This window comes from Enterobacter vonholyi (genome assembly GCF_040834095.1).
Taxonomy (GTDB): domain Bacteria; phylum Pseudomonadota; class Gammaproteobacteria; order Enterobacterales; family Enterobacteriaceae; genus Enterobacter; species Enterobacter vonholyi.
The window spans coordinates 1617573-1636998 of the sequence record NZ_CP162152.1; the positions used below are offsets into that span (position 1 = coordinate 1617573).

The 19426-nt window shown below is 58.2% G+C and carries 16 protein-coding genes, 1 tRNA gene and 1 other RNA gene; 8 read left to right on the forward strand and 10 right to left on the reverse strand.

Going from position 1 to position 19426, the window contains the following annotated elements; all coding sequences use genetic code 11:
• Nucleotides 1-4: 4 nt before the first annotated feature.
• From rutD to rutA, 4 genes are read right to left on the reverse strand one after another with little or no spacing between them, the layout of a single operon-like run.
• Nucleotides 5-805: a pyrimidine utilization protein D gene (gene rutD, locus AB3N39_RS07610; protein WP_133294143.1), complete on the reverse strand. Its 801-nt coding sequence runs from the start codon at nt 803-805 to the stop codon at nt 5-7.
• Between the two features lie 7 nt (nt 806-812).
• Nucleotides 813-1199, reverse strand: coding sequence for a pyrimidine utilization protein C (gene rutC, locus AB3N39_RS07615; protein ID WP_010429508.1), 387 nt, complete (start codon nt 1197-1199; stop codon nt 813-815).
• Between the two features lie 11 nt (nt 1200-1210).
• Nucleotides 1211-1900 (reverse strand): pyrimidine utilization protein B, encoded by a 690-nt coding sequence (gene rutB / locus AB3N39_RS07620; RefSeq protein ID WP_133294144.1) that lies wholly within the window; start codon nt 1898-1900, stop codon nt 1211-1213.
• Nucleotides 1900-2991, reverse strand: a complete 1092-nt coding sequence (gene rutA / locus AB3N39_RS07625) for a pyrimidine utilization protein A (protein ID WP_111964494.1) — start codon at nt 2989-2991, stop codon at nt 1900-1902. The genes rutB and rutA overlap by 1 nt, the downstream gene beginning before the upstream one ends.
• Nucleotides 2992-3236: 245 nt before the next feature.
• Between rutA and rutR the strand changes: the two genes are divergently transcribed.
• Complete coding sequence (rutR, locus tag AB3N39_RS07630; RefSeq protein WP_008499819.1) at nt 3237-3875, forward strand: HTH-type transcriptional regulator RutR; 639 nt, start codon at nt 3237-3239, stop codon at nt 3873-3875.
• Here rutR and AB3N39_RS07635 read toward each other — a convergent pair.
• Nucleotides 3872-4267 carry a lysozyme inhibitor LprI family protein gene (locus tag AB3N39_RS07635; protein ID WP_133294146.1) on the reverse strand — a complete coding sequence of 132 codons (396 nt, stop codon included), beginning with the start codon at nt 4265-4267 and terminating at the stop codon, nt 3872-3874. The genes rutR and AB3N39_RS07635 overlap by 4 nt on opposite strands.
• Nucleotides 4268-4318: 51 nt before the next feature.
• Nucleotides 4319-8281, reverse strand: a complete 3963-nt coding sequence (gene putA, locus AB3N39_RS07640; protein ID WP_367897185.1) for a trifunctional transcriptional regulator/proline dehydrogenase/L-glutamate gamma-semialdehyde dehydrogenase — start codon at nt 8279-8281, stop codon at nt 4319-4321.
• 423 nt (nt 8282-8704) lie between these two features.
• Between putA and putP the strand changes: the two genes are divergently transcribed.
• Together putP and AB3N39_RS07650 are read left to right on the forward strand one after the other, a co-directional pair.
• Nucleotides 8705-10213, forward strand: a complete 1509-nt coding sequence (gene putP, locus AB3N39_RS07645; RefSeq protein ID WP_111964491.1) for a sodium/proline symporter PutP — start codon at nt 8705-8707, stop codon at nt 10211-10213.
• 117 nt (nt 10214-10330) lie between these two features.
• Nucleotides 10331-10750, forward strand: a complete 420-nt coding sequence (locus AB3N39_RS07650) for a DUF3574 domain-containing protein (RefSeq protein ID WP_032648964.1) — start codon at nt 10331-10333, stop codon at nt 10748-10750.
• A gap of 73 nt (nt 10751-10823) precedes the next feature.
• Here AB3N39_RS07650 and AB3N39_RS07655 read toward each other — a convergent pair whose 3' ends face one another.
• Entirely contained in the window at nt 10824-12008 is a 1185-nt protein-coding gene (locus AB3N39_RS07655; protein WP_127730349.1) for a NupC/NupG family nucleoside CNT transporter, read from the reverse strand.
• A gap of 251 nt (nt 12009-12259) precedes the next feature.
• On the opposite strand from AB3N39_RS07655, the gene efeU reads away from it, so the two are divergent.
• From efeU to phoH, 4 genes are all read left to right on the forward strand, one after another.
• On the forward strand, nt 12260-13093 hold the full coding sequence (efeU, locus tag AB3N39_RS07660) for an iron uptake transporter permease EfeU (RefSeq protein WP_111964489.1): 834 nt from the start codon (nt 12260-12262) through the stop codon (nt 13091-13093).
• A gap of 41 nt (nt 13094-13134) precedes the next feature.
• Nucleotides 13135-14262 carry an iron uptake system protein EfeO gene (gene efeO, locus AB3N39_RS07665; RefSeq protein ID WP_367897186.1) on the forward strand — a complete coding sequence of 376 codons (1128 nt, stop codon included), beginning with the start codon at nt 13135-13137 and terminating at the stop codon, nt 14260-14262.
• A gap of 5 nt (nt 14263-14267) precedes the next feature.
• The gene (gene efeB, locus AB3N39_RS07670; protein ID WP_133294149.1) at nt 14268-15551 is read left to right on the forward strand and encodes an iron uptake transporter deferrochelatase/peroxidase subunit; all 1284 of its coding nucleotides are present in this window, start codon (nt 14268-14270) and stop codon (nt 15549-15551) included.
• Nucleotides 15552-16051: 500 nt separating this feature from the next.
• Nucleotides 16052-16840: a phosphate starvation-inducible protein PhoH gene (gene phoH / locus AB3N39_RS07675; protein ID WP_024908976.1), complete on the forward strand. Its 789-nt coding sequence runs from the start codon at nt 16052-16054 to the stop codon at nt 16838-16840.
• Nucleotides 16841-17030: 190 nt separating this feature from the next.
• Here phoH and AB3N39_RS07680 read toward each other — a convergent pair.
• The 3 genes from AB3N39_RS07680 to AB3N39_RS07690 all read right to left on the reverse strand — a co-directional run bounded on the left by AB3N39_RS07680 (nt 17031) and on the right by AB3N39_RS07690 (nt 18388).
• A non-coding RNA gene (locus tag AB3N39_RS07680) (RtT sRNA) lies at nt 17031-17167 on the reverse strand.
• A 44-nt stretch (nt 17168-17211) separates the two neighbouring features.
• Nucleotides 17212-17299: transfer RNA gene (locus AB3N39_RS07685), tRNA-Ser, on the reverse strand.
• Between the two features lie 228 nt (nt 17300-17527).
• On the reverse strand, nt 17528-18388 hold the full coding sequence (locus AB3N39_RS07690) for a pirin family protein (RefSeq protein ID WP_367897187.1): 861 nt from the start codon (nt 18386-18388) through the stop codon (nt 17528-17530).
• Nucleotides 18389-18497: 109 nt separating this feature from the next.
• Here AB3N39_RS07690 and AB3N39_RS07695 point away from each other — a divergent pair, with 109 nt between their 5' ends.
• The gene (locus tag AB3N39_RS07695; RefSeq protein WP_367897188.1) at nt 18498-19403 is read left to right on the forward strand and encodes a LysR family transcriptional regulator; all 906 of its coding nucleotides are present in this window, start codon (nt 18498-18500) and stop codon (nt 19401-19403) included.
• The last annotated feature ends 23 nt before the right edge of the window (nt 19404-19426 follow it).

The window sequence follows — 19426 nt, forward strand, 5'->3', positions numbered from 1 at the left end:
CTCCTTATAAAGCGGGTTCAGGGCTGTGCAGCAGGCTGGCCAGCCCGTTGAGCAGCAGGGTGTTAAAGGTGTCCGGCTCGGTGACGTTGCAGGCATGCCCGCCCTGGCGCATCACCGCGCTGTGGCCGTGCGGGATCGCAGCCTGCAGTTCAGACGAGCAGACAGAGGGCACCAGCATGTCGTCGGCGGAACAGATGATCTGGACCGGGCAGCGGATGCGCGCCGCATGGCGGCTGAAGTCGGCCTTTTTCAGGGCGCTGAGCCGGCGCAGCAGGTTGGCTTTTCCCTGAAAATGGGCCAGCGCCAGCGCTTCTTCGGCCTCCAGGCGGGGCGCGCGAGCGGCCATCCAGTCTGCCGGGTAGAGAAACAGCGGCTGCGCCTCAACCCACGCCTGTGGGCCACCGTAATGCAGCAGGCGCTCGCGGATCTGAAAGCAGCGGCGGGTGTGGGCGTTGAGGGTCAGCCAGCCGTTGACGCACACCAGCGCGGTGAGGGCGTCGGGCCTGTCGAGGGCCAGCTGCAGGCCGACCAGGGCCCCCAGCGCGTGGCCGACGACGCTGTAGCGTGCAATTCCGGCCTCAGCCAGCGCCTGGTCCAGTTCGTCCGCCATCTCTGCAAGGCTGTACCCTTCCGGCAGGACGTCGGGGTTATTGCCCGTTCCACGCTGGTCATAGCACACCACCTGATATTCCGGCTCCAGCGCGGCCAGCTGTGGCAGCCAGTAGCTGCCGCTGCCGCCGAGCCCGGCAATAAGGACCACCACGGGCGCACCCTCATACGGGGACGGTGAGACGGAAAGTTTCATGCCTGCCTCACTTCGCGATGTGCGCAACGGTGGCGATCTCAACCAGCGCCTCCGGCTTCACCAGACCGCACTGAATGCAGAACCGGGCCGGCTTATCGCCGGGGAAGAACTCGGCGTAGATTTCGTTAATCGCGGCGTAGTTTTTCCAGTCGGTGATAAAGATGCTGTTGAAGGTCACGTCCTCCATCGTGCCACCGGCCGTTTCGATCACGGTTTTGATCGTCTCCAGCACGTGGCGGGTTTGCGCCTTTGGGTCGTTGATAAATACCACGTTGTTGTCTTTATCAAACGGCAGCGTGCCGGAGACGTACACCACGCCGTCGGCAAGGGTGCCGGGGACAAACGGGGCGATGGGCGTGCTGGTGCCCGGCGGGATGATTACGGATTTCGGCATCAGATGTCTCCTCAGGCGATACGGGCGAGCGGGGGATTCAGGGCGTCGCAGAACTCGGCGACGCTGCTGACCCAGCCAAAAAAGGTTTCGATATTGAACAGGGCCGCCTTCTGGGCGAATTCCGGCCCGGCCTGATGGGTCGCGTCTTCCAGCACCACGCCAAAATACTCGAGGAAAAAGCCGTCGCGCAGGGTCGACTCCACGCAGACGTTGGTGGCAATGCCGGTGAAGACCAGGTGGCGAATGCCCCGGCTGCGCAGCAGGCTGTCGAGCGGCGTGTTGAAAAAGCCGCTGTAGCGCGGTTTGGGCAGGACGATATCACCCGCCAGCGGGACCAGCTCATCCACCAGCTGATAGTCCCAGCCGCCTTTCGCCAGCAGCTTGCCCTGCAGTTCGGGCCGTTTACGCATGGTTTTCAGGGCGTTCGACTTGTGGAAGTTGGGCGAGCCGGGGCCGCCGGCCTCGACGTACTGCTCGTCCCAGCCGTTCTGGAACCAGATGATGAGCATGCCCGCGGCGCGCGCGGCGGCGACGGCGGTTTTAATGTTCTCGATAACCGGTCTGGTCGCGGAGACGTCGAAGCCCGCCAGATCAAGATAACCACCGGGGCTGGCGTAGGCGTTTTGCATGTCCACCACGATCAGCGCGCTCTGCTGTGGCGCGAAGGTAATGGCTTCCGGGCGTGCGTTAAGGGTCGTCATTACGCCACCTCCTTCGTGACGGCAGGAACGTGGGCGCGGCACTGCATCAGCGGCTGGATGCGCTCGCCGAAGGTTTCCACGCCGGTGAGGAAGTCATCGAAGGTCAGCAGGACGCCTTCCGCGCCGGGGACGGCCGCCACTTCGTCGAGCATTCTGGCAACGCTGGCGTACGAGCCGACCAGCGTGCCCATGTTGATATTGACGGCGGAGGTCGGGTCGGCCATCTGACGAACGTTGGTATCCGCGCCGGAGCGGGTATCCTTCTGGCTCTGCTCGGTAAGCCAGCTCAGGGCCTCCTCGTCGGCGCCGTCCTTATAGCGCTCCCATTTCGCGCGCGCGGCGTCGTCGGTTTCGTCTGCTATCACCATGAACAGCACGTAGGAGCCCACGTCGCGCCCGGTTTTGTCGGCGGCCTCTTTCATGCGAGCGGCGGTCGGGGCGAAGGCGGCAGGCGTGTTAACGCCTTTACCGAAGCAGAAGTTGAAGTCGGCGTATTTGGCGGAGAATTCCATCCCCGCGTCGCTCTGTCCGGCGCAAATCACCTTCATCGGCACCGACGGCTGCGGGCTGACGCGACAGTCGTTCATGGTGAAGAAGTCACCCTTAAAATCGCTTTTGCCGGTACCCCACAGGTCGCGCAGAACCTGCACGTATTCGGTCAGGTAGTCGTAGCGACGCGAGAAGTAATCGTCACCCGGCCAGAGCCCCATCTGCTCGTACTCGGGTTTTTGCCAGCCGGTAACCAGGTTGACGCCAAAGCGTCCGCCTGAGATGGAGTCAATGGTGGAGGCCATGCGCGCGACGATGGCCGGGGGCAGGGTAAGCGTGGCGGCGGTGGCGTAGATCTGGATCCGCGAGGTGACTGCCGCCAGCCCAGCCATCAGGGTGAAGGACTCCAGGTTGTGATCCCAGAATTCGGTTTTGCCGCCAAAGCCGCGCAGCTTGATCATCGAAAGCGCAAAGTCGAAATGGTAGTGCTCCGCTTTCTGCACGATGGCTTTATTGAGCTCAAAGGTCGGCATGTATTGCGGTGCAGTGGTCGAGATAAGCCAGCCGTTGTTGCCGATGGGTACAAATACGCCAATTTTCATCACGAACCTCTCTTCATTACGTCGCAGGTGTAACGGTGTTTTTGCAAAGGCAGTGCCAGTTTTGAAAATGGCTGTGTTATTAATGTGTTAATCAGAAGTTGGTGGATTGATGCAGCTAAATGTGGACTAACTGGTCAAAAACATTGCACAGAAAACAGGCATTCATGCGCGATCGGAGTGCAGGATGTCGTGGTGAGACGGGGGTTTTGCTATGCTGAGGGCAACGCAGAATAAGGAGAGCGGGAATGACACAAGGCGCAGTGAAAACACCAGGTAAACGTTCGCAGGCGGTGAGCGCCAAGAAGCAGGCGATCCTCAGCGCGGCGCTGGAGACGTTTTCGCAGTTTGGCATTCACGGCACGCGCCTGGAGCAGGTGGCGGAGCAGTCCGGGGTATCCAAAACCAATCTGCTCTACTATTACCCATCGAAAGAGGCGCTGTATGTCGCGGTGATGCAGCAGATCCTCGATATCTGGCTGGCGCCGCTGAAAGCGTTTCGCGAAGAGCTGGCCCCGCTGGTAGCGATCAAGGAGTACATTCGCCTGAAGCTGGAGGTGTCGCGCGATTACCCGCAGGCATCAAGGCTGTTTTGTCTTGAGATGCTGCAGGGCGCGCCGCTGTTGCAGGCGGAGCTGACCGGAGATTTAAAACAGCTGGTGGACGACAAGTCGGCCATTATTGCCGGATGGGTTGCCAGCGGAAAGCTGGCCCCGGTCGATCCGCATCATTTGATCTTTATGATTTGGGCCTCCACCCAGCATTACGCTGACTTTGCGGCCCAGGTCGAGGCGGTGACCGGAAAAACGCTCCAGGACGAAGCGTTTTTCCACAGCACCCTGGAAAACGTGCAGCGGATGATTATTGAAGGGATCCGCTTACGTTAGTTTGCCGGCGGGAGAGGGCAGCTTAAGTCGCCCTCTTCACACTGCATCAGCGAGGCCAGAAACGCTTCGCGCTCCACGGTTTTTTCCGCCAGGCACTGGTTAACAATCATTGGCTGAACGCTCCCGCCTTCCGTACCCGAACCGATAAACGCGCAGTCCGCATCGCGCAGGGTAATCCACGCCTGCTGCGCTTTTTTCAGTAGATCTCGCTGAGGGTCTGCCGCACGCTTAACGGCCGCCTGGTACGTCTGGTTGAGCTTTTTATCGGCAGCCTGGTACTGCTGCGCGCTACAGGTATTCAGTTCAAGCTGGGTGGTCGCTTTGTCGCACTCGTCGGCCAGCGCGCTGGCGCTCAGCAGCAGCGCTGCACTGGCGATAAGATATCGTTTCATATATTCCCCAATAAAATAAGGCTCCGTCTCCGGAGCCTTATTAGCACAGCGTTAACCTATTGTCATCAGACTGGCGTTACCGCCCGCCGCCGCGGTGTTGACGCTGAGCGAGCGCTCCACGTACAGACGCTCCAGCAGCAGGTTGGTTTCCCCGCGCGCAAAGCCCTGCACCGAAACAATCGCCCCGCTGCGGGCCGCAACCTGCTCGCACAGCTCGCGCAGCTGATCGGAATCACCGTGGTAGATCACCGCATCAAACGGCTGGGTCAGCAGGATATCGGCTTTCGCAAAGCGAATGCGGGCCGAGACCGCCTTCGGCAGCTGTTTGGCGAGATCGCGATGCAGAGCATCTTCCGGCCACAGCACTTCACAGCCGGTGGCCATGGCGGCGGCCAGCTGTACCAGCGCGTCCTGCTCGTTATCCGCCACGCACAGCACGCGCTCGCGCGGCATCAGCGTCCAGGTGTTGCGCTCGCCGGTTGGTCCCGGAAGCAGACGCTGCGTACCGGCCTGCGCCAGCTCGCCGTACTGCTGTGCGACAGCACGCAGTTCAGGACGTTTTTCCGCCCAGGCGATCAGCGCCTCCAGCGGCTGGGTCAGCACGGCTTTCAGCTGCGCATCCACCGGATACTCCGCATCCTGACGCGCCAGGGTGACGCCCAGCGCGTTCTCCGGACGGTTCGCCAGCAGACGGTACAGGTAGAGCGGACCGCCCGCTTTCGGACCGGTGCCGGAGAGGCCTTCACCGCCGAACGGCTGCACGCCCACGACCGCACCCACCATGTTGCGGTTAACGTACAGGTTGCCCACTTTGGCGCTGCCGGTCACCTGCGCGATGGTCTCGTCGATACGGGTATGCACGCCGAGCGTCAGGCCATAGCCGGAGGCGTTGATCTGCTCAACCAGCTCGTTGAGGTTGTTACGGTTGTAGCGCACCACGTGCAGTACCGGACCGAAGACCTCTTTTTTCAGCTCGTCGAAGCTTGCCAGCTCGATAAGCGTAGGTGGCACAAAGGTGCCGGTCCGCCACTCGCGGGCGTCTTCGCTGTTGTCTCGCACCGCCTGGAACACCGGGCGGCCTTTCGCGCGCATGGTCTGAATGTGGTTTTCGATGTTGGCTTTGGCTTCCGCGTCGATCACCGGCCCGATGTCGGTGGTGAGACGGCCCGGGTTACCCATGCGGCATTCGGCCATCGCGCCGCGCAGCATCTTCAGCGTGTGGTCTGCCACGTCATCCTGCAGGCACAGCACGCGCAGGGCGGAGCAGCGCTGACCGGCGCTGTCGAAGGCGGAGGCCAGTACGTCAACCACCACCTGCTCGGTGAGGGCGGAGGAGTCAACGATCATGGCGTTCATGCCGCCGGTTTCCGCGATGAGCGGCGTAGGACGACCCTGCGCATCCAGACGGGTGGCAATGTTGCGCTGCAGCAGCGAGGCCACTTCGGTCGAGCCGGTAAACATCACGCCGCGCACGCGGTTATCGGAAGTCAGTTTGGCTCCGACCGTTTCACCGCGGCCCGGCAGCAGCTGAACCACGCCCGCCGGTACGCCGGCTTCCAGAAGAATATTGATGCCCTGCGCGGCAATCAGCGGGGTCTGCTCTGCCGGTTTTGCCAGCACGCTGTTGCCTGCGGCCAGGGCGGCGGCAATCTGGCCGGTGAAGATCGCCAGCGGGAAGTTCCACGGGCTGATACAGACGACCGGACCCAGCGGACGGTGGGTTTCGTTATCGAAATCATCGCGCACCTGACCGGCATAGTAGTGCAGGAAGTCGACGGCCTCGCGTACTTCGGCGATGGCGTTGCTGAAGGTTTTACCCGCTTCGCGTACCAGAATGCCGATGAGCGACTGCATCTGATCTTCCATCAGCACCGCCGCGCGTTCCAGAATGGCGGCGCGCTCCTGCGGCGGCGTGGCGAACCAGATAGGGGCGTTATTCACCGCGCTGTCCAGCGCCTGATCCACTTCCGCTTCTGTCGCTTCACGCACGTAGCCGACGATATCTTTTGGCTCTGCCGGGTTGATGACCGGCTGCATGTCGCCGTCAGCAACGGGCTGCTCCAGCATCGGTTTGGCCTGCCACTTCTGCAGCGCGCTGTTGAGCAGGGCAGAGGAGAGGGACGCCAGACGGTGTTCGTTGGCGAGATCCAGACCCGCCGAGTTGACGCGACCTTTGCCGTACAGCTCGCGCGGCAGGGCAATTTTTGGATGCGGCAGACCAATCTGGCCTTCCTGCGCTGCCATCTTCTCAACGGCCTGTACCGGGTCGGCCACCAGCTCGTCCAGCGGCAGCGTGGTGTCGGCGATGCGGTTAACGAAGGAGGTGTTCGCGCCGTTTTCCAGCAGACGACGAACCAGGTACGCCAGCAGGGTTTCGTGCGTGCCCACCGGAGCATAGATACGGCACGGGCGGTTTAGCTTGCCGTCCGCCACTTTACCTGTGACCTGCTCGTAAAGCGGTTCACCCATGCCGTGCAGGCACTGGAACTCGTACTGGCCTGGATAGTAGTTTTGCCCGGCCAGACTGTAGATCGCCGCCAGGGTGTGGGCGTTATGGGTAGCGAACTGCGGATAGATCAGGTTTGGCACGCCGAGCAGCTTTTTCGCACAGGCGAGGTAAGAGACGTCGGTGTAAACCTTGCGGGTATAGACCGGGTAGCCTTCCAGACCTTCCATCTGGGCGCGTTTGATTTCGCTGTCCCAGTAGGCGCCTTTCACCAGACGGATCATCAGGCGACGGCGGCTGCGGGTGGCAAGGTCAATCAGGTAATCAATGACGAACGGGCAGCGCTTCTGGTAGGCCTGGATAACGAAGCCAATCCCGTTCCAGCCTGCCAGCTCCGGCTCGAAGCACAGTTTTTCCAGCAGATCGAGGGAGATCTCCAGACGGTCGGCCTCTTCGGCGTCGATGTTAATGCCGATGTCATACTGGCGCGCCAGCAGGGTCAGTGACTTCAGGCGCGGATAGAGCTCTTCCATCACCCGGTCATACTGCGCGCGGCTGTAGCGCGGGTGCAGGGCGGAGAGCTTTATCGAGATGCCCGGGCCTTCATAAATACCGCGACCGTTGGACGCTTTACCGATGGCGTGGATCGCCTGCTGGTAAGAAACCATGTAGGCCTGCGCGTCGGCGGCGGTCAGGGCCGCTTCACCGAGCATGTCGTACGAATAGCGGAAACCTTTGTCTTCCAGCTTGCGGGCGTTCGCCAGCGCTTCGGCAATAGTTTCCCCGGTCACAAACTGTTCGCCCATCAGACGCATCGCCATGTCCACGCCTTTGCGGATCAGCGGCTCGCCGCTCTTGCCGATGATGCGGTTCAGGGAGCGTGACAGGTTGGCTTCGTTATGGGTCGAAACCAGTTTGCCGGTAAACAGCAGGCCCCAGGTTGCCGCGTTAACGAACAGCGACGGGCTGCGGCCAATGTGCGAATGCCAGTTGCCGTTGCTGATCTTGTCGCGGATCAGCGCGTCGCGGGTGGCTTTATCCGGAATACGCAGCAGCGCTTCCGCCAGGCACATCAGCGCCACGCCTTCCTGAGAGGAGAGGGAGAACTCCTGCAGCAAACCCTGAACCATTCCGGCGCGGCCGGTGGCGGTTTTCTGGTTACGCAGCTTGTCGGCTAACTGATACGCCAGGCTGTGCGCCTGTGCGGCAATGGCGTCAGGCAGGCGAGCCTGCTCCAGCAGCATCGGCACGGCGTCGGTTTCGGCGCGGCGGTAGGCGCCGGTAATGGCGGCGCGGCTGACGGACTGCGGCAGGATCTGCTCGGCAAACTCAAGGAACGGCTGATGGCTTTCGTCGCCAGCGGCCGGCGCCTCTTCGCTTTCATTGGCGGCGCCGACGAGCAGGGCAGGCAGCTCCGGCAGGCCCTCATCGCTCTCGAGTCTTTCGAGATAGTTAAAAATCGCCTGCTTAATTAACCAGTGCGGCGTGCGGTCAATGCGGGTTGCTGCGGTCTTAATCCGTTCGCGGGTCGCGTCATCCAGCTTAACCCCCATGGTGGTCATACCCATGCCAAAGCTCCTGTTGTTCTGTAATAGCATTCTGTAGATAGCGTGAAATATCCCCCATGTTGCAACTTTGTGCAACCGTGTTAAATGTGACCTGGTTTGCAACCCAGAAAATGAATGGATTGTTAACGAATGGTTAGCTGGAAAAACGTGCTGGCTTTGACGCGGAAAGCCTGGTTTTATGCGGAAGTTAACACTTTTAAAAGGTGCAACCCGTAAAAGCGTGAGCGAGTGCAACCTATAGGAAACTCGTATCAAACCGGGGATGAAATTGATGTAAATGCAGTGTTAAATCGTTTGTCAGCGGAGGGCGCATACGGCAGGATAGCGCGCCCAACCGAAACACAAGATACCGTCACCTCGTTCCGGTGATCATATAACAAGGCAACCCGGACGGTTGTCGCTCGACACTTTTGGAGAATTTGAATGGCTATTAGCACACCGATGCTGGTGACATTTCTCGTTTATATTTTTGGCATGATCCTGATAGGGTTTTTGGCGTGGCGTTCCACGAAAAACTTTGACGACTACATTCTGGGCGGACGCAGTTTAGGCCCGATGGTGACCGCACTCTCTGCGGGCGCATCGGACATGAGCGGATGGCTGCTGATGGGTCTGCCGGGTGCGATTTTTATCTCCGGTATCTCGGAAAGCTGGATCGCCATCGGTCTGACCGTGGGCGCGTGGATCAACTGGAAGCTGGTGGCAGGCCGTCTGCGCGTGCATACCGAAGCCAACAACAACGCCCTGACGCTGCCGGATTACTTCACCGGACGTTTTGAAGATAACAGCCGCATCCTGCGTATTATCTCTGCGGTGGTTATCCTGCTGTTCTTCACCATCTACTGCGCCTCCGGCATCGTGGCCGGCGCGCGCCTGTTCGAAAGCACCTTCGGCATGAGCTACGAAACCGCTCTGTGGGCCGGTGCCGCTGCGACCATTCTCTATACCTTCGTGGGCGGTTTCCTGGCGGTAAGCTGGACCGACACCGTGCAGGCGAGCCTGATGATCTTCGCCCTGATCCTGACCCCGGTGATTGTGATTTTCACCGTTGGCGGCTTTGGCGAATCGCTGGAAGTGATCAAGCAGAAGAGCATTGAAAACGTCGACATGCTGAAAGGGCTGAACTTCGTGGCCATCGTCTCTCTGATGGGCTGGGGTCTAGGCTACTTCGGTCAGCCGCACATTCTGGCGCGCTTTATGGCGGCGGATTCTCACCACACCATCGTACATGCCCGTCGCATCAGTATGACGTGGATGATCCTGTGTCTGGCGGGTGCGTGCGCTGTTGGCTTCTTCGGTATCGCCTACTTCAGCAACAACCCGGCGCAGGCGGGTGCGGTGAACCAGAACGCCGAACGCGTGTTTATCGAGCTGGCGCAAATTCTGTTTAACCCGTGGATTGCCGGTATTCTGCTCTCCGCGATCCTGGCGGCGGTGATGTCCACCCTGAGCTGCCAGCTGCTGGTCTGCTCCAGTGCGATCACCGAAGACCTCTATAAGGCCTTCCTGCGTAAAAACGCAAGCCAGAAAGAGCTGGTGTGGGTCGGGCGCTTCATGGTGCTGGCGGTTGCGCTGGTGGCGATTGCGCTGGCGGCTAACCCGGAGAACCGCGTGCTGGGTCTTGTTAGCTACGCGTGGGCGGGCTTCGGTGCGGCATTTGGTCCGGTCGTCCTGTTCTCCGTCATGTGGTCCCGTATGACCCGTAACGGCGCGCTGGCGGGGATGATTATCGGTGCGGTGACCGTTATCGTCTGGAAACAGTTCGCCTGGCTGGGCCTGTACGAAATCATTCCTGGCTTCATCTTCGGCAGCATCGGTATCGTGGTGTTTAGCCTGCTGGGTAAAGCGCCGTCTGCCTCCATGCAGAAACGCTTTGCGGAAGCCGACGCGCATTACCACACTGCGCCGCCGTCTAAGCTTCAGGCAGAATAATTTTTCTCGCTGCACAATACAGGCCGGGTGAGCGCAAGCGCCACCCGGCTTTTTTCTTGCCAAAATCCGTAATTTCCTGTGATATCCATGTGCTTATAACAATGAGGATAGCGAAGCATGACAATCAAAACAGGGTTAATGGCGGCGGCATTATTGATGCTGGCGGGCTGCAACGCGCCATCGCAGCATGCGGCGGTGGAGACCTGCAAAGCGGATAACCAGATGCAGCAAACCACGCTCTATTTCGGCTTAAACCGTCCTGCCGGGGCACAGATTACCAGCAACGAGTGGCAGCAGTTTGTTGACCAGGACGTGACGCCGCGTTTCCGCGATGGCTTAACGGTGTTTGACGCGCGCGGGCAGTGGCTGGGGAACGACGGGAAAGTGGCGCGCGAACCCAGCAAAGCATTAATGCTGATCCACGGTAAAGATGCGCAGAGCGAGAAGAACATCGAAGCGTTGCGCGGGATTTATAAATCACGCTTCGCGCAGGAGTCGGTGATGCGCGTCGACCAGCCGGTGTGCGTGCAGTTCTAATAAAAACGGCGGGAAATCCCGCCGTTGCTGTATCGTAGGCCCGTGCAAGCGAAGCGCCGCCGGGCAAAAACACTTACAACACCAGCCCCGCAAAGCTCGCCGACAGCAGGCTCACCAGCGTCGCGCCGTACACCAGACGCAGACCAAACCGCGACACCACGTTCCCCTGCTGCTCGTTCAGGCCCTTAATCGCCCCGGCCACAATGCCGATGGACGCGAAGTTCGCGAAGGACACCAGGAAGACGGATAAAATGCCCAGCCCGCGCGGGGACATCTGATGCGCGATTTTTTGCAGCTCAATCATCGCCACAAATTCATTCGCCACCAGCTTGGTCGCCATAATACTGCCCGCGTTCAGGGCGTCACCCAGCGGAATACCCACCAGCCACGCCAGGGGATAAAATACATAGCCCAGAATCTGCTGGAAACTCATGCCAAATACGCTGGAGAAGAGGGCGTTAACGGCGCTAATAAGCGCGATAAAGCCAATCAGCATGGCCAGAATAATCATCGCCACTTTAAAACCGGCCAGAATATACTCGCCGAGCATTTCGAAGAAGCTCTGCGATTCATGCAGTTTTTCCAGCTTGATATCCGGCTCCGCTTCCGGGCGTGCCGGGTTGATGACCGAAAGAATAATAAAGGTGCTAAACATGTTCAGAATCAGCGCGGCGACGACAAATTTAGCGTCGAGCATGGTCATATACGCGCCGACAATCGACAGGGAGACCGTCGACATCGCCGTGGCTGCCATGGTGAAGAGACGACGGGAAGAGAGATCCCCCAGCACGCCCTTGTAGGCAATGAAGTTTTCCGACTGGCCGAGAATCAGCGAGCTAACCGCGTTAAAGGATTCCAGCTTACCCATGCCGTTCAGTTTCGACAGCAGCGTACCGATCACCCGAATAAAAATCGGCAGGATCCGCCAGTGCTGAAGAATACCAATCAGCGCGGAAATAAAAATAATTGGGCAAAGCACGCCGAGGAAAATGAACGCCAGCCCTTTTTCACCCATACCGCCAAAGACGAAATTGGTGCCTTCGCCAGCAAATTTGAGCAGTGACTCAAAAAATCCCGAGACGTATTTAATCAGGAATAACCCGCTTTCGGCGTGCAGGAAAAAGAACGCCAGGGCAATTTCAATGACAATCAGCTGTAAAACAAAACGAATGCGAATTTTTCGGCGGTCGAAACTTACCAGCCAGGCAAGCGCGAGAATAATAACCAGCGCCAGCAGGAAATGGACAATTTTAAACATAATTTATTTTCACCAGGTGTTTGAGGCGGATATTTAGCCACAGCCCTGAATCAGCGTAAATGAGCATTTTCGTTATAACTTATAAACTTAACGATAACGTATGTAACTATTATCAGGCTGGGCGTTTACAACTCGTTATCAAAACACCGCACATTTCGCTTGTTTTTCTTTTCGTCGTAATGATAATCACTATCACAAGAATTTACCTTTCTTTGCATCAGTTGACCGCGATAAACATTTAAGGTGTCGGCATGTTTGTTCCATTTCTCATTATGTTACGTGAAGGGCTCGAAGCCGCCCTTATCGTGAGCCTCATCGCCAGTTATCTGAAGCGAACCCAGCGCGGACGCTGGATTGGCGTCATGTGGGTCGGGGTATTCCTTGCCGCGGCGCTCTGCCTGGGCTTAGGTGTCCTCATCAACGAAACCACCGGCGAGTTCCCGCAGAAAGAGCAGGAGCTGTTCGAAGGGATCGTCGCCGTGATTGCGGTGGTGATCCTCACCTGGATGGTGTTCTGGATGCGTAAGGTCTCCCGTAACGTGAAGGTGCAGCTGGAGCAGGCGGTGGATAACGCGCTGCAAAAGGGGAATAACCACGGCTGGGCGCTCATTATGATGGTCTTTTTCGCCGTCGCGCGCGAAGGGCTGGAGTCTGTTTTCTTCCTGCTGGCGGCGTTTCAGCAGGATGTGGGGATCTGGCCGCCGCTGGGGGCCATGCTGGGCCTCGCCACGGCCGTGGTGCTCGGTTTCCTGCTGTACTGGGGCGGTATCCGCCTGAACCTGGGCGCTTTCTTCAAGTGGACCAGCCTGTTTATTCTGCTGGTGGCGGCAGGGCTGGCGGCAGGGGCGATTCGCGCCTTCCATGAAGCGGGCCTGTGGAACCACTTCCAGGACGTCGCGTTCGACCTTAGCAACGTGCTCTCCACGCACTCTCTGACCGGCACTCTGCTTGAAGGTATCTTCGGCTATCAGGAAACGCCGAGCGTCAGCGAAGTGGCGATTTACTTTATCTATCTGGTTCCGGCGCTGGTGCTGTTCGCAATGCCGCCGCGTACCGGCACGCAGGCGTCTCGCGTTACGCCATAATAGTTGATTTAGTTACAACATACTTTTTAAAGGGAAGAGTCATGGCAATTCAGTTCCGTCGTAGTGCGTTATGCGCAGGCATTGCCGCGCTGTTCGCTTCTGCATTCTCCGCCTGGGGCGCGGATGTTCCTCAGGTTAAAGTCACCGTTAATGATAAGCAGTGTGAGCCGATGACCCTCACGGTGAACAGCGGCAAAACCCAGTTTATTATTCAGAACCACAGCCAGAAGGCGCTGGAATGGGAGATCCTGAAAGGGGTTCTGGTGGTGGAGGAGCGCGAAAATATCGCTCCTGGCTTTAGCCAGAAGATGACCGCCAACCTGCAGCCGGGCGAGTATGAGATGACCTGCGGTCTGCTGACCAACCCTAAAGGGAAGCTTATTGTCAAAGGCGAAGCGACGGCCGATGCGGCGAAAGGCGCTGCGGTGCTGAGCCTGGGCGATGCGATTACCGCGTATAAAACCTACGTCACGAAAGAGACGGCGAACCTGGCGACGGCAACCAAAGCCTTTACCGATGCGGTGAAGGCCGGTGACATCGAAAAAGCGAAATCCCTCTATGCGCCAACCCGTCAGCACTACGAGCGTATCGAGCCGATCGCCGAGCTGTTCTCTGACCTTGATGGCAGCATTGATGCCCGCGAAGATGATTTCGAGCAGAAGGCCGCCGATCCGAAATTCACCGGTTTCCACCGTCTGGAGAAAGCCCTGTTTGGCGACAATTCCACCAAAGGGATGGAGAAATACGCTGAGCAGCTGAACGGCGACGTGCTGGAGCTGCAAAAGCGCATCAGCGAGCTGGCCTTCCCGCCGTCAAAAGTGGTGGGCGGCGCGGCCGGCCTGATTGAAGAAGTGGCCGCGAGCAAAATCAGCGGCGAAGAAGATCGCTATAGCCATACCGATCTGTGGGACTTCCAGGCCAACGTCGACGGCGCGCAGAAAATCGTTAACCTGCTGCGTCCTCAGCTGCAGAAAGAGAACGGCGAGCTGCTGGGCAAGGTGGATGCCAACTTCAAAAAAGTCGACACCATCCTGGCGAAGTACCGCACCAAAGACGGGTTTGAGACCTACGATAAGCTGACCGACGCCGACCGTAACGCGCTGAAAGGCCCGATTACCGCCCTGGCGGAAGATCTCTCCCTGCTGCGTGGCGTACTGGGTCTGGACTAAGCACGATGAATAAGCATAGCGAGAACGACGTGGTTGAGCCTTCACGTCGTCGGTTGTTAAAAGGGGTAGGGGCGCTGGGGGGCGCGCTTGCTCTGGCTGGCGGGTGTCCGGTAGCGCATGCGGCAAAACCGCAAAGCGCGCCCGGCACGCTGTCACCCAATGCCCGCATGGAGACGCAGCCGTTTTATGGCGAGCATCAGTCGGGCATCCTGACGCCGCAGCAGGCGTCCATGATGCTGGTGGCCTTTGATTCGCTGGCCAGCGATAAAGCCGATCTGGAACGTCTGTTCCGCCTGCTGACGAAGCGCATTGCGTTTCTCACCGCCGGTGGACCGGCGCCCGATACGCCGAACCCGCGTCTGCCGCCAATGGACTCCGGCATTCTGGGGCCGTTTATCGCCCCTGACAACCTGACCATTACCGTTTCGCTGGGGGAATCGCTGTTTGATACACGCTATGGGCTGGCAAAACAGAAGCCGAAAGCGCTGCAGAAAATGACGCGTTTCCCGAATGACTCGTTGGACGCTGCGCTGTGTCATGGCGACCTGCTTCTGCAAATTTGTGCCAACACCCAGGATACGGTGATCCACGCCCTGCGCGACATCATCAAGCACACGCCGGATCTGCTGAGCGTGCGCTGGAAGCGGGAAGGGTTTATCTCGGACCACGCCGCCCGCAGCAAGGGGAAAGAGACTCCGGTGAACCTGCTGGGCTTCAAGGACGGCACTGCCAATCCGGACAGCCACGATGGTGCGCTCATGAAGGAGGTGGTGTGGGTCACTGCCGATCAGGGCGAACCGGCATGGGCGGTGGGCGGCAGCTATCAGGCGGTGCGCATTATTCAGTTCCACGTGGAGTTCTGGGACCGCACGCCGCTGAAAGAGCAGCAGACGATCTTCGGTCGCGATAAGCAAAGCGGCGCGCCGCTCGGCATGAAGAACGAGCATGACGTGCCCGACTACGCCAGCGATCCTAATGGCGATGTGATTGCGCTGGACAGCCACATTCGTCTGGCCAATCCGCGCACCAAAGAGACGCAGTCCAGCCTGATGATGCGTCGGGGATACAGCTACTCGCTCGGCGTGACTAACTCCGGTCAGCTCGATATGGGGCTGCTGTTCGTCTGCTACCAGCACGATCTGGAAAAGGGCTTCCTCACCGTGCAGAAGCGCTTAAACGGAGAGGCGCTGGAAGAGTACATTAAACCTATCGGCGGAGGCTATTTCTTTGCCCTGCCGGGCGTGCGCGACAGCAGCGTGTATCTCGCGCAGGGTCTTATTGAAGCCTGATAATTGTCCCTGCGACGATTCGCAGGGACATTATTTTTTCATATGACTATCCTCCTGTTATATTTCTGTAATATTTCTATATGAGACTGATTTCAACTGTAGGGACAGTCCTAAAAGTTGCATTCAGGTAAAATAAATGTTGCATTTATGATAACTCCTGATGTACTTAAGATAAGACAGCGGTAGTTCCCGGCAGTGATGCTGAATCACTATGGAGATCGCGAATGGTTGCGTCCTGTACTGGACAAGGTAAACATAACAACCGCAGCACCCGTCGCGGAGGCTCAGACTCCGGCAGCGATTTCCTCACCACTAAATTTTCCCCCCTCCCTCAAGAATCTGATTCGACCGACGTGCAGAACGGTGCGCGTAGCTGTTCCGTATCGTCATCCGATAGTGCAAGCAATGGCTTACAAGGAAGCCAACCCTCTGATGTTCGTGCGCATAATCGTGCCGACGCTGGCGCGTGTGATGAATACCAACAACTCAAGGTGCTATCCATGGGAAGACAAAAAGCAGTGATCAAAGCTCGTCGCGAAGCAAAACGTGTGCTGAGACGGGATTCACGTAGCCATAAACAGCGTGAAGAAGAATCGGTCACCTCGCTTGTGCAGATGAGTGGCGTAGAAGCAATTGGCATGGCCCGAGACAGCCGTGATAATTCTCCAATTGTGGCGCGCAATGAGGCTCAGGCGCACTACCTGAATGCTATCGAGAGTAAACAGCTCATCTTTGCAACCGGTGAAGCCGGATGCGGGAAAACCTGGATCAGTGCAGCCAAAGCGGCGGAAGCGCTGATCCATAAGGACGTGGAAAGAATCATTGTTACCCGTCCGGTACTGCAGGCTGATGAAGATCTCGGCTTCTTGCCCGGTGATATTTCGGAGAAGTTTGCCCCGTACTTCAGGCCCGTCTATGACGTGCTGGTGAAGCGGCTGGGTGCATCCTTCATGCAGTACTGCCTGCGGCCAGAGATTGGCAAGGTGGAAATCGCGCCGTTCGCCTATATGCGCGGACGTACCTTTGAAAATGCGGTCGTCATTCTTGACGAGGCTCAGAACGTGACCGCTGCGCAAATGAAGATGTTTTTAACGCGCCTCGGGGAGAACGTGACGGTTATCGTTAACGGCGATATTACCCAGTGTGACCTGCCGTCCGGCGTGAAATCCGGACTGAGCGACGCCATGTCACGTTTTGAGGAAGATGAGATGATTGGGGTGGTACGTTTCACCAAAGAGGACTGCGTGCGATCGGCGCTCTGCCAGCGCACGCTGCAAGCGTATTACTGAGTTTGCTGTTGCGTTCAAGGCCCGGGAAACCGGGCTTTGTTTTTTGTGCGGGCAGCCTGTTCGCTGCGCTCACGGTCTGTCCAACTGGCTGCGCCAGTTGTCGAACCCCGGTCGGGGATTCTCATCCCCCCTTTTCGGAGAATATAAAAGAAAAAAGCCCGTACTTTCGTACGAGCTCTCATCTTAAATATGGCGGTGAGGGGGGGATTGACTCGCTTTGCTCGCCCTGCGGGCAGCCTGTTCGCTGCACTCACAGTCTGTCCAACTGGCTGCGCCAGTTGTCGAACCCCGGTCGGGGATTCTCATCCCCCCTTTTCGGAGAATATAAAAGAAAAAAGCCCGTACTTTCGTACGAGCTCTCATCTCAAATATGGCGGTGAGGGGGGGATTCGAACCCCCGATACGTTGCCGTATACACACTTTCCAGGCGTGCTCCTTCAGCCACTCGGACACCTCACCATATTGTTTTGCTGCCTGACCGCTTGGGGGGCAACGGGGCGCTACTATAGGGAGTTGCGCTGACACGGTCAAGCAGATTTTCAGCTTTAGTGCCTGTTCGGTTAAGCAATAATCAGCTCCACGGTTTATCGCCGTGGAGCAGGGGATTAACGCTGCGAATCGAGAACTTCACGGTTTAAGCGGGCGCTGGATCTCGGAGATCACAGCGGCAGTCCTCCTTTATTATGTTCAGATCTGGCCGAAGTGGCCGGAATTGAAATCACGAATGGCTTCATTGATTTCACTCTTAGTGTTCATCACAAACGGGCCATAGCCCACGATCGGTTCATTCAGCGGCTCGCCGGCCATCAGCAGCACTTTTGCATCGCTGTTCGCCTCCAGGTGCAGTTTGTCACCTTCCTGACTCAATACGACCAGCTGGGCTTCACCCGCCTGAGTTGCACCGTTCACCGTGATGCTGCCTTCAAGCACGACCAGCGCCGTGCTCCAGCCTTCAGGCTGATTGAGCGTCAGATGGCTTCCCTGGTTCAGCGCGATGTCCCAGACGTTAAGCGGCGAGAAGGTGTGCGCCGGGCCTGTCACCGTGTCGTAGCGACCGGCAATAACTCGCAGCGAACCGCTGTTATCCGGCAGCGTCACCACCGGGATGTCGGCTTTCGTGATGCTCTGGTAGCCCGGGGCCGCCATCTTGTCTTTCGCCGGCAGATTGACCCAAAGCTGCATCATTTTCAGTTCCCCGCCTTTCTGCGAGAACGCGCTGGAGTGGAACTCCTCGTGCAAAATGCCTGCCCCTGCGGTCATCCACTGCACGTCGCCAGGGCCAATGACGCCGCCTTTACCCGTGGAGTCGCGATGCTCCACTTCACCGGCATAGACGATAGTGACCGTTTCAAAACCCCGGTGAGGGTGTTGGCCTACGCCGCGTTTCGCACCATCAGCAGGAAAGGTATACGGGCCCGCGTAGTCCAGCAGCAGGAACGGGCTGAGCGGCTCGCCGTGCATCTGATAAGAAAACATTGAACGGACCGGGAAACCATCTCCAACCCAGTGCTGGCGGGGAGCGGTATAAACGCCTGTTACGTTTTTCATGATTAACTCCTGATGTTCTGTTGATGTAATTAGCTTATATTCAGGGTCAATATCCCGGTAGATAGTGAAAATGGCATTCACTGTTCTGAAAATAGAACGATGAGGTTTTATGCAGGATCTCAATGACTTTGTCTGGTTTGTGAAGGTGGTGGACTACGGTGGCTTTGCTGCGGCGGGAAGGGCGCTTGACCTGCCAAAGTCCAAGCTAAGCCGCCGGATTGCGCAGCTGGAAGAGCGGCTTGGCGTACGGCTCATCCATAGAACAACCCGGCATTTTACGGTAACCGAGGTCGGCCAGACGTTCTATCAGCACTGCAAAGCGATGATGGTGGAGGCCGAGGCTGCCGAGGAAGCCGTGGCGGCACTGCAGGCCGAACCGCGCGGTATCGTCAGGATCACGTGCCCGATAACCTTACTGCATGTCCACGTTGGTCCGATGCTGGCAAGATTTATGGCGCGCTACCCCGGGATCAATCTTCAGCTTGAGGCGACTAACCGGCGGGTAGATCTGGTGGGAGAGGGCGTGGATATCGCGATCCGCGTACGCCCGCGTCCGTTTGATGACAGTGACCTGGTGTTAAGGGTGCTGGCTGACAGAGGGCATTGCCTGGTGGCAAGCCCGGCGTTGATTGCCCGTCTGGGGGAACCGTCAATGCCGTCTGAACTCAGCGCCTGGCCGGGATTAAGTATGGGAGAGGGAAAGCACAACCATAAGTGGGCACTTTCCGGACCCGACGGGGCGAAAGCGGAGATCCATTACCATCCCCGTTTGATCAGTACGGATATGCTCGCGCTGCGTGAAGCCGCCATGGCAGGCATTGGCGTGGTGCAGTTGCCGATTTTGATGGTGAAGGAGCAGCTTGCGTCCGGTGAGCTGGTTCGGGTGCTTGAGGCATGGGAACCCAGACGGGAAGTGATTCATGCCGTTTATCCTTCAAGACGCGGTTTGCTGCCCTCCGTTAGGGCGCTGGTGGATTTTCTGACCGAAGAGTATGCGAAGATGGTGGAAGACTAGTTTTTTCCATGTCGGGTAAGCGC

What these genes read in the sequence shown, in the direction of transcription:
- rutD (WP_133294143.1), bottom strand. Translation starts at nt 805, where the DNA reads ATGAAACTTTCCGTCTCACCGTCCCCGTATGAGGGTGCGCCCGTGGTG.
- rutC (WP_010429508.1), bottom strand. Translation starts at nt 1,199, where the DNA reads ATGCCGAAATCCGTAATCATCCCGCCGGGCACCAGCACGCCCATCGCC.
- rutB (WP_133294144.1), bottom strand. Translation starts at nt 1,900, where the DNA reads ATGACGACCCTTAACGCACGCCCGGAAGCCATTACCTTCGCGCCACAG.
- rutA (WP_111964494.1), bottom strand. Translation starts at nt 2,991, where the DNA reads ATGAAAATTGGCGTATTTGTACCCATCGGCAACAACGGCTGGCTTATC.
- rutR (WP_008499819.1), top strand. Translation starts at nt 3,237, where the DNA reads ATGACACAAGGCGCAGTGAAAACACCAGGTAAACGTTCGCAGGCGGTG.
- AB3N39_RS07635 (WP_133294146.1), bottom strand. Translation starts at nt 4,267, where the DNA reads ATGAAACGATATCTTATCGCCAGTGCAGCGCTGCTGCTGAGCGCCAGC.
- putA (WP_367897185.1), bottom strand. Translation starts at nt 8,281, where the DNA reads ATGGGTATGACCACCATGGGGGTTAAGCTGGATGACGCGACCCGCGAA.
- putP (WP_111964491.1), top strand. Translation starts at nt 8,705, where the DNA reads ATGGCTATTAGCACACCGATGCTGGTGACATTTCTCGTTTATATTTTT.
- AB3N39_RS07650 (WP_032648964.1), top strand. Translation starts at nt 10,331, where the DNA reads ATGACAATCAAAACAGGGTTAATGGCGGCGGCATTATTGATGCTGGCG.
- AB3N39_RS07655 (WP_127730349.1), bottom strand. Translation starts at nt 12,008, where the DNA reads ATGTTTAAAATTGTCCATTTCCTGCTGGCGCTGGTTATTATTCTCGCG.
- efeU (WP_111964489.1), top strand. Translation starts at nt 12,260, where the DNA reads ATGTTTGTTCCATTTCTCATTATGTTACGTGAAGGGCTCGAAGCCGCC.
- efeO (WP_367897186.1), top strand. Translation starts at nt 13,135, where the DNA reads ATGGCAATTCAGTTCCGTCGTAGTGCGTTATGCGCAGGCATTGCCGCG.
- efeB (WP_133294149.1), top strand. Translation starts at nt 14,268, where the DNA reads ATGAATAAGCATAGCGAGAACGACGTGGTTGAGCCTTCACGTCGTCGG.
- phoH (WP_024908976.1), top strand. Translation starts at nt 16,052, where the DNA reads ATGGGAAGACAAAAAGCAGTGATCAAAGCTCGTCGCGAAGCAAAACGT.
- AB3N39_RS07690 (WP_367897187.1), bottom strand. Translation starts at nt 18,388, where the DNA reads ATGAAAAACGTAACAGGCGTTTATACCGCTCCCCGCCAGCACTGGGTT.
- AB3N39_RS07695 (WP_367897188.1), top strand. Translation starts at nt 18,498, where the DNA reads ATGCAGGATCTCAATGACTTTGTCTGGTTTGTGAAGGTGGTGGACTAC.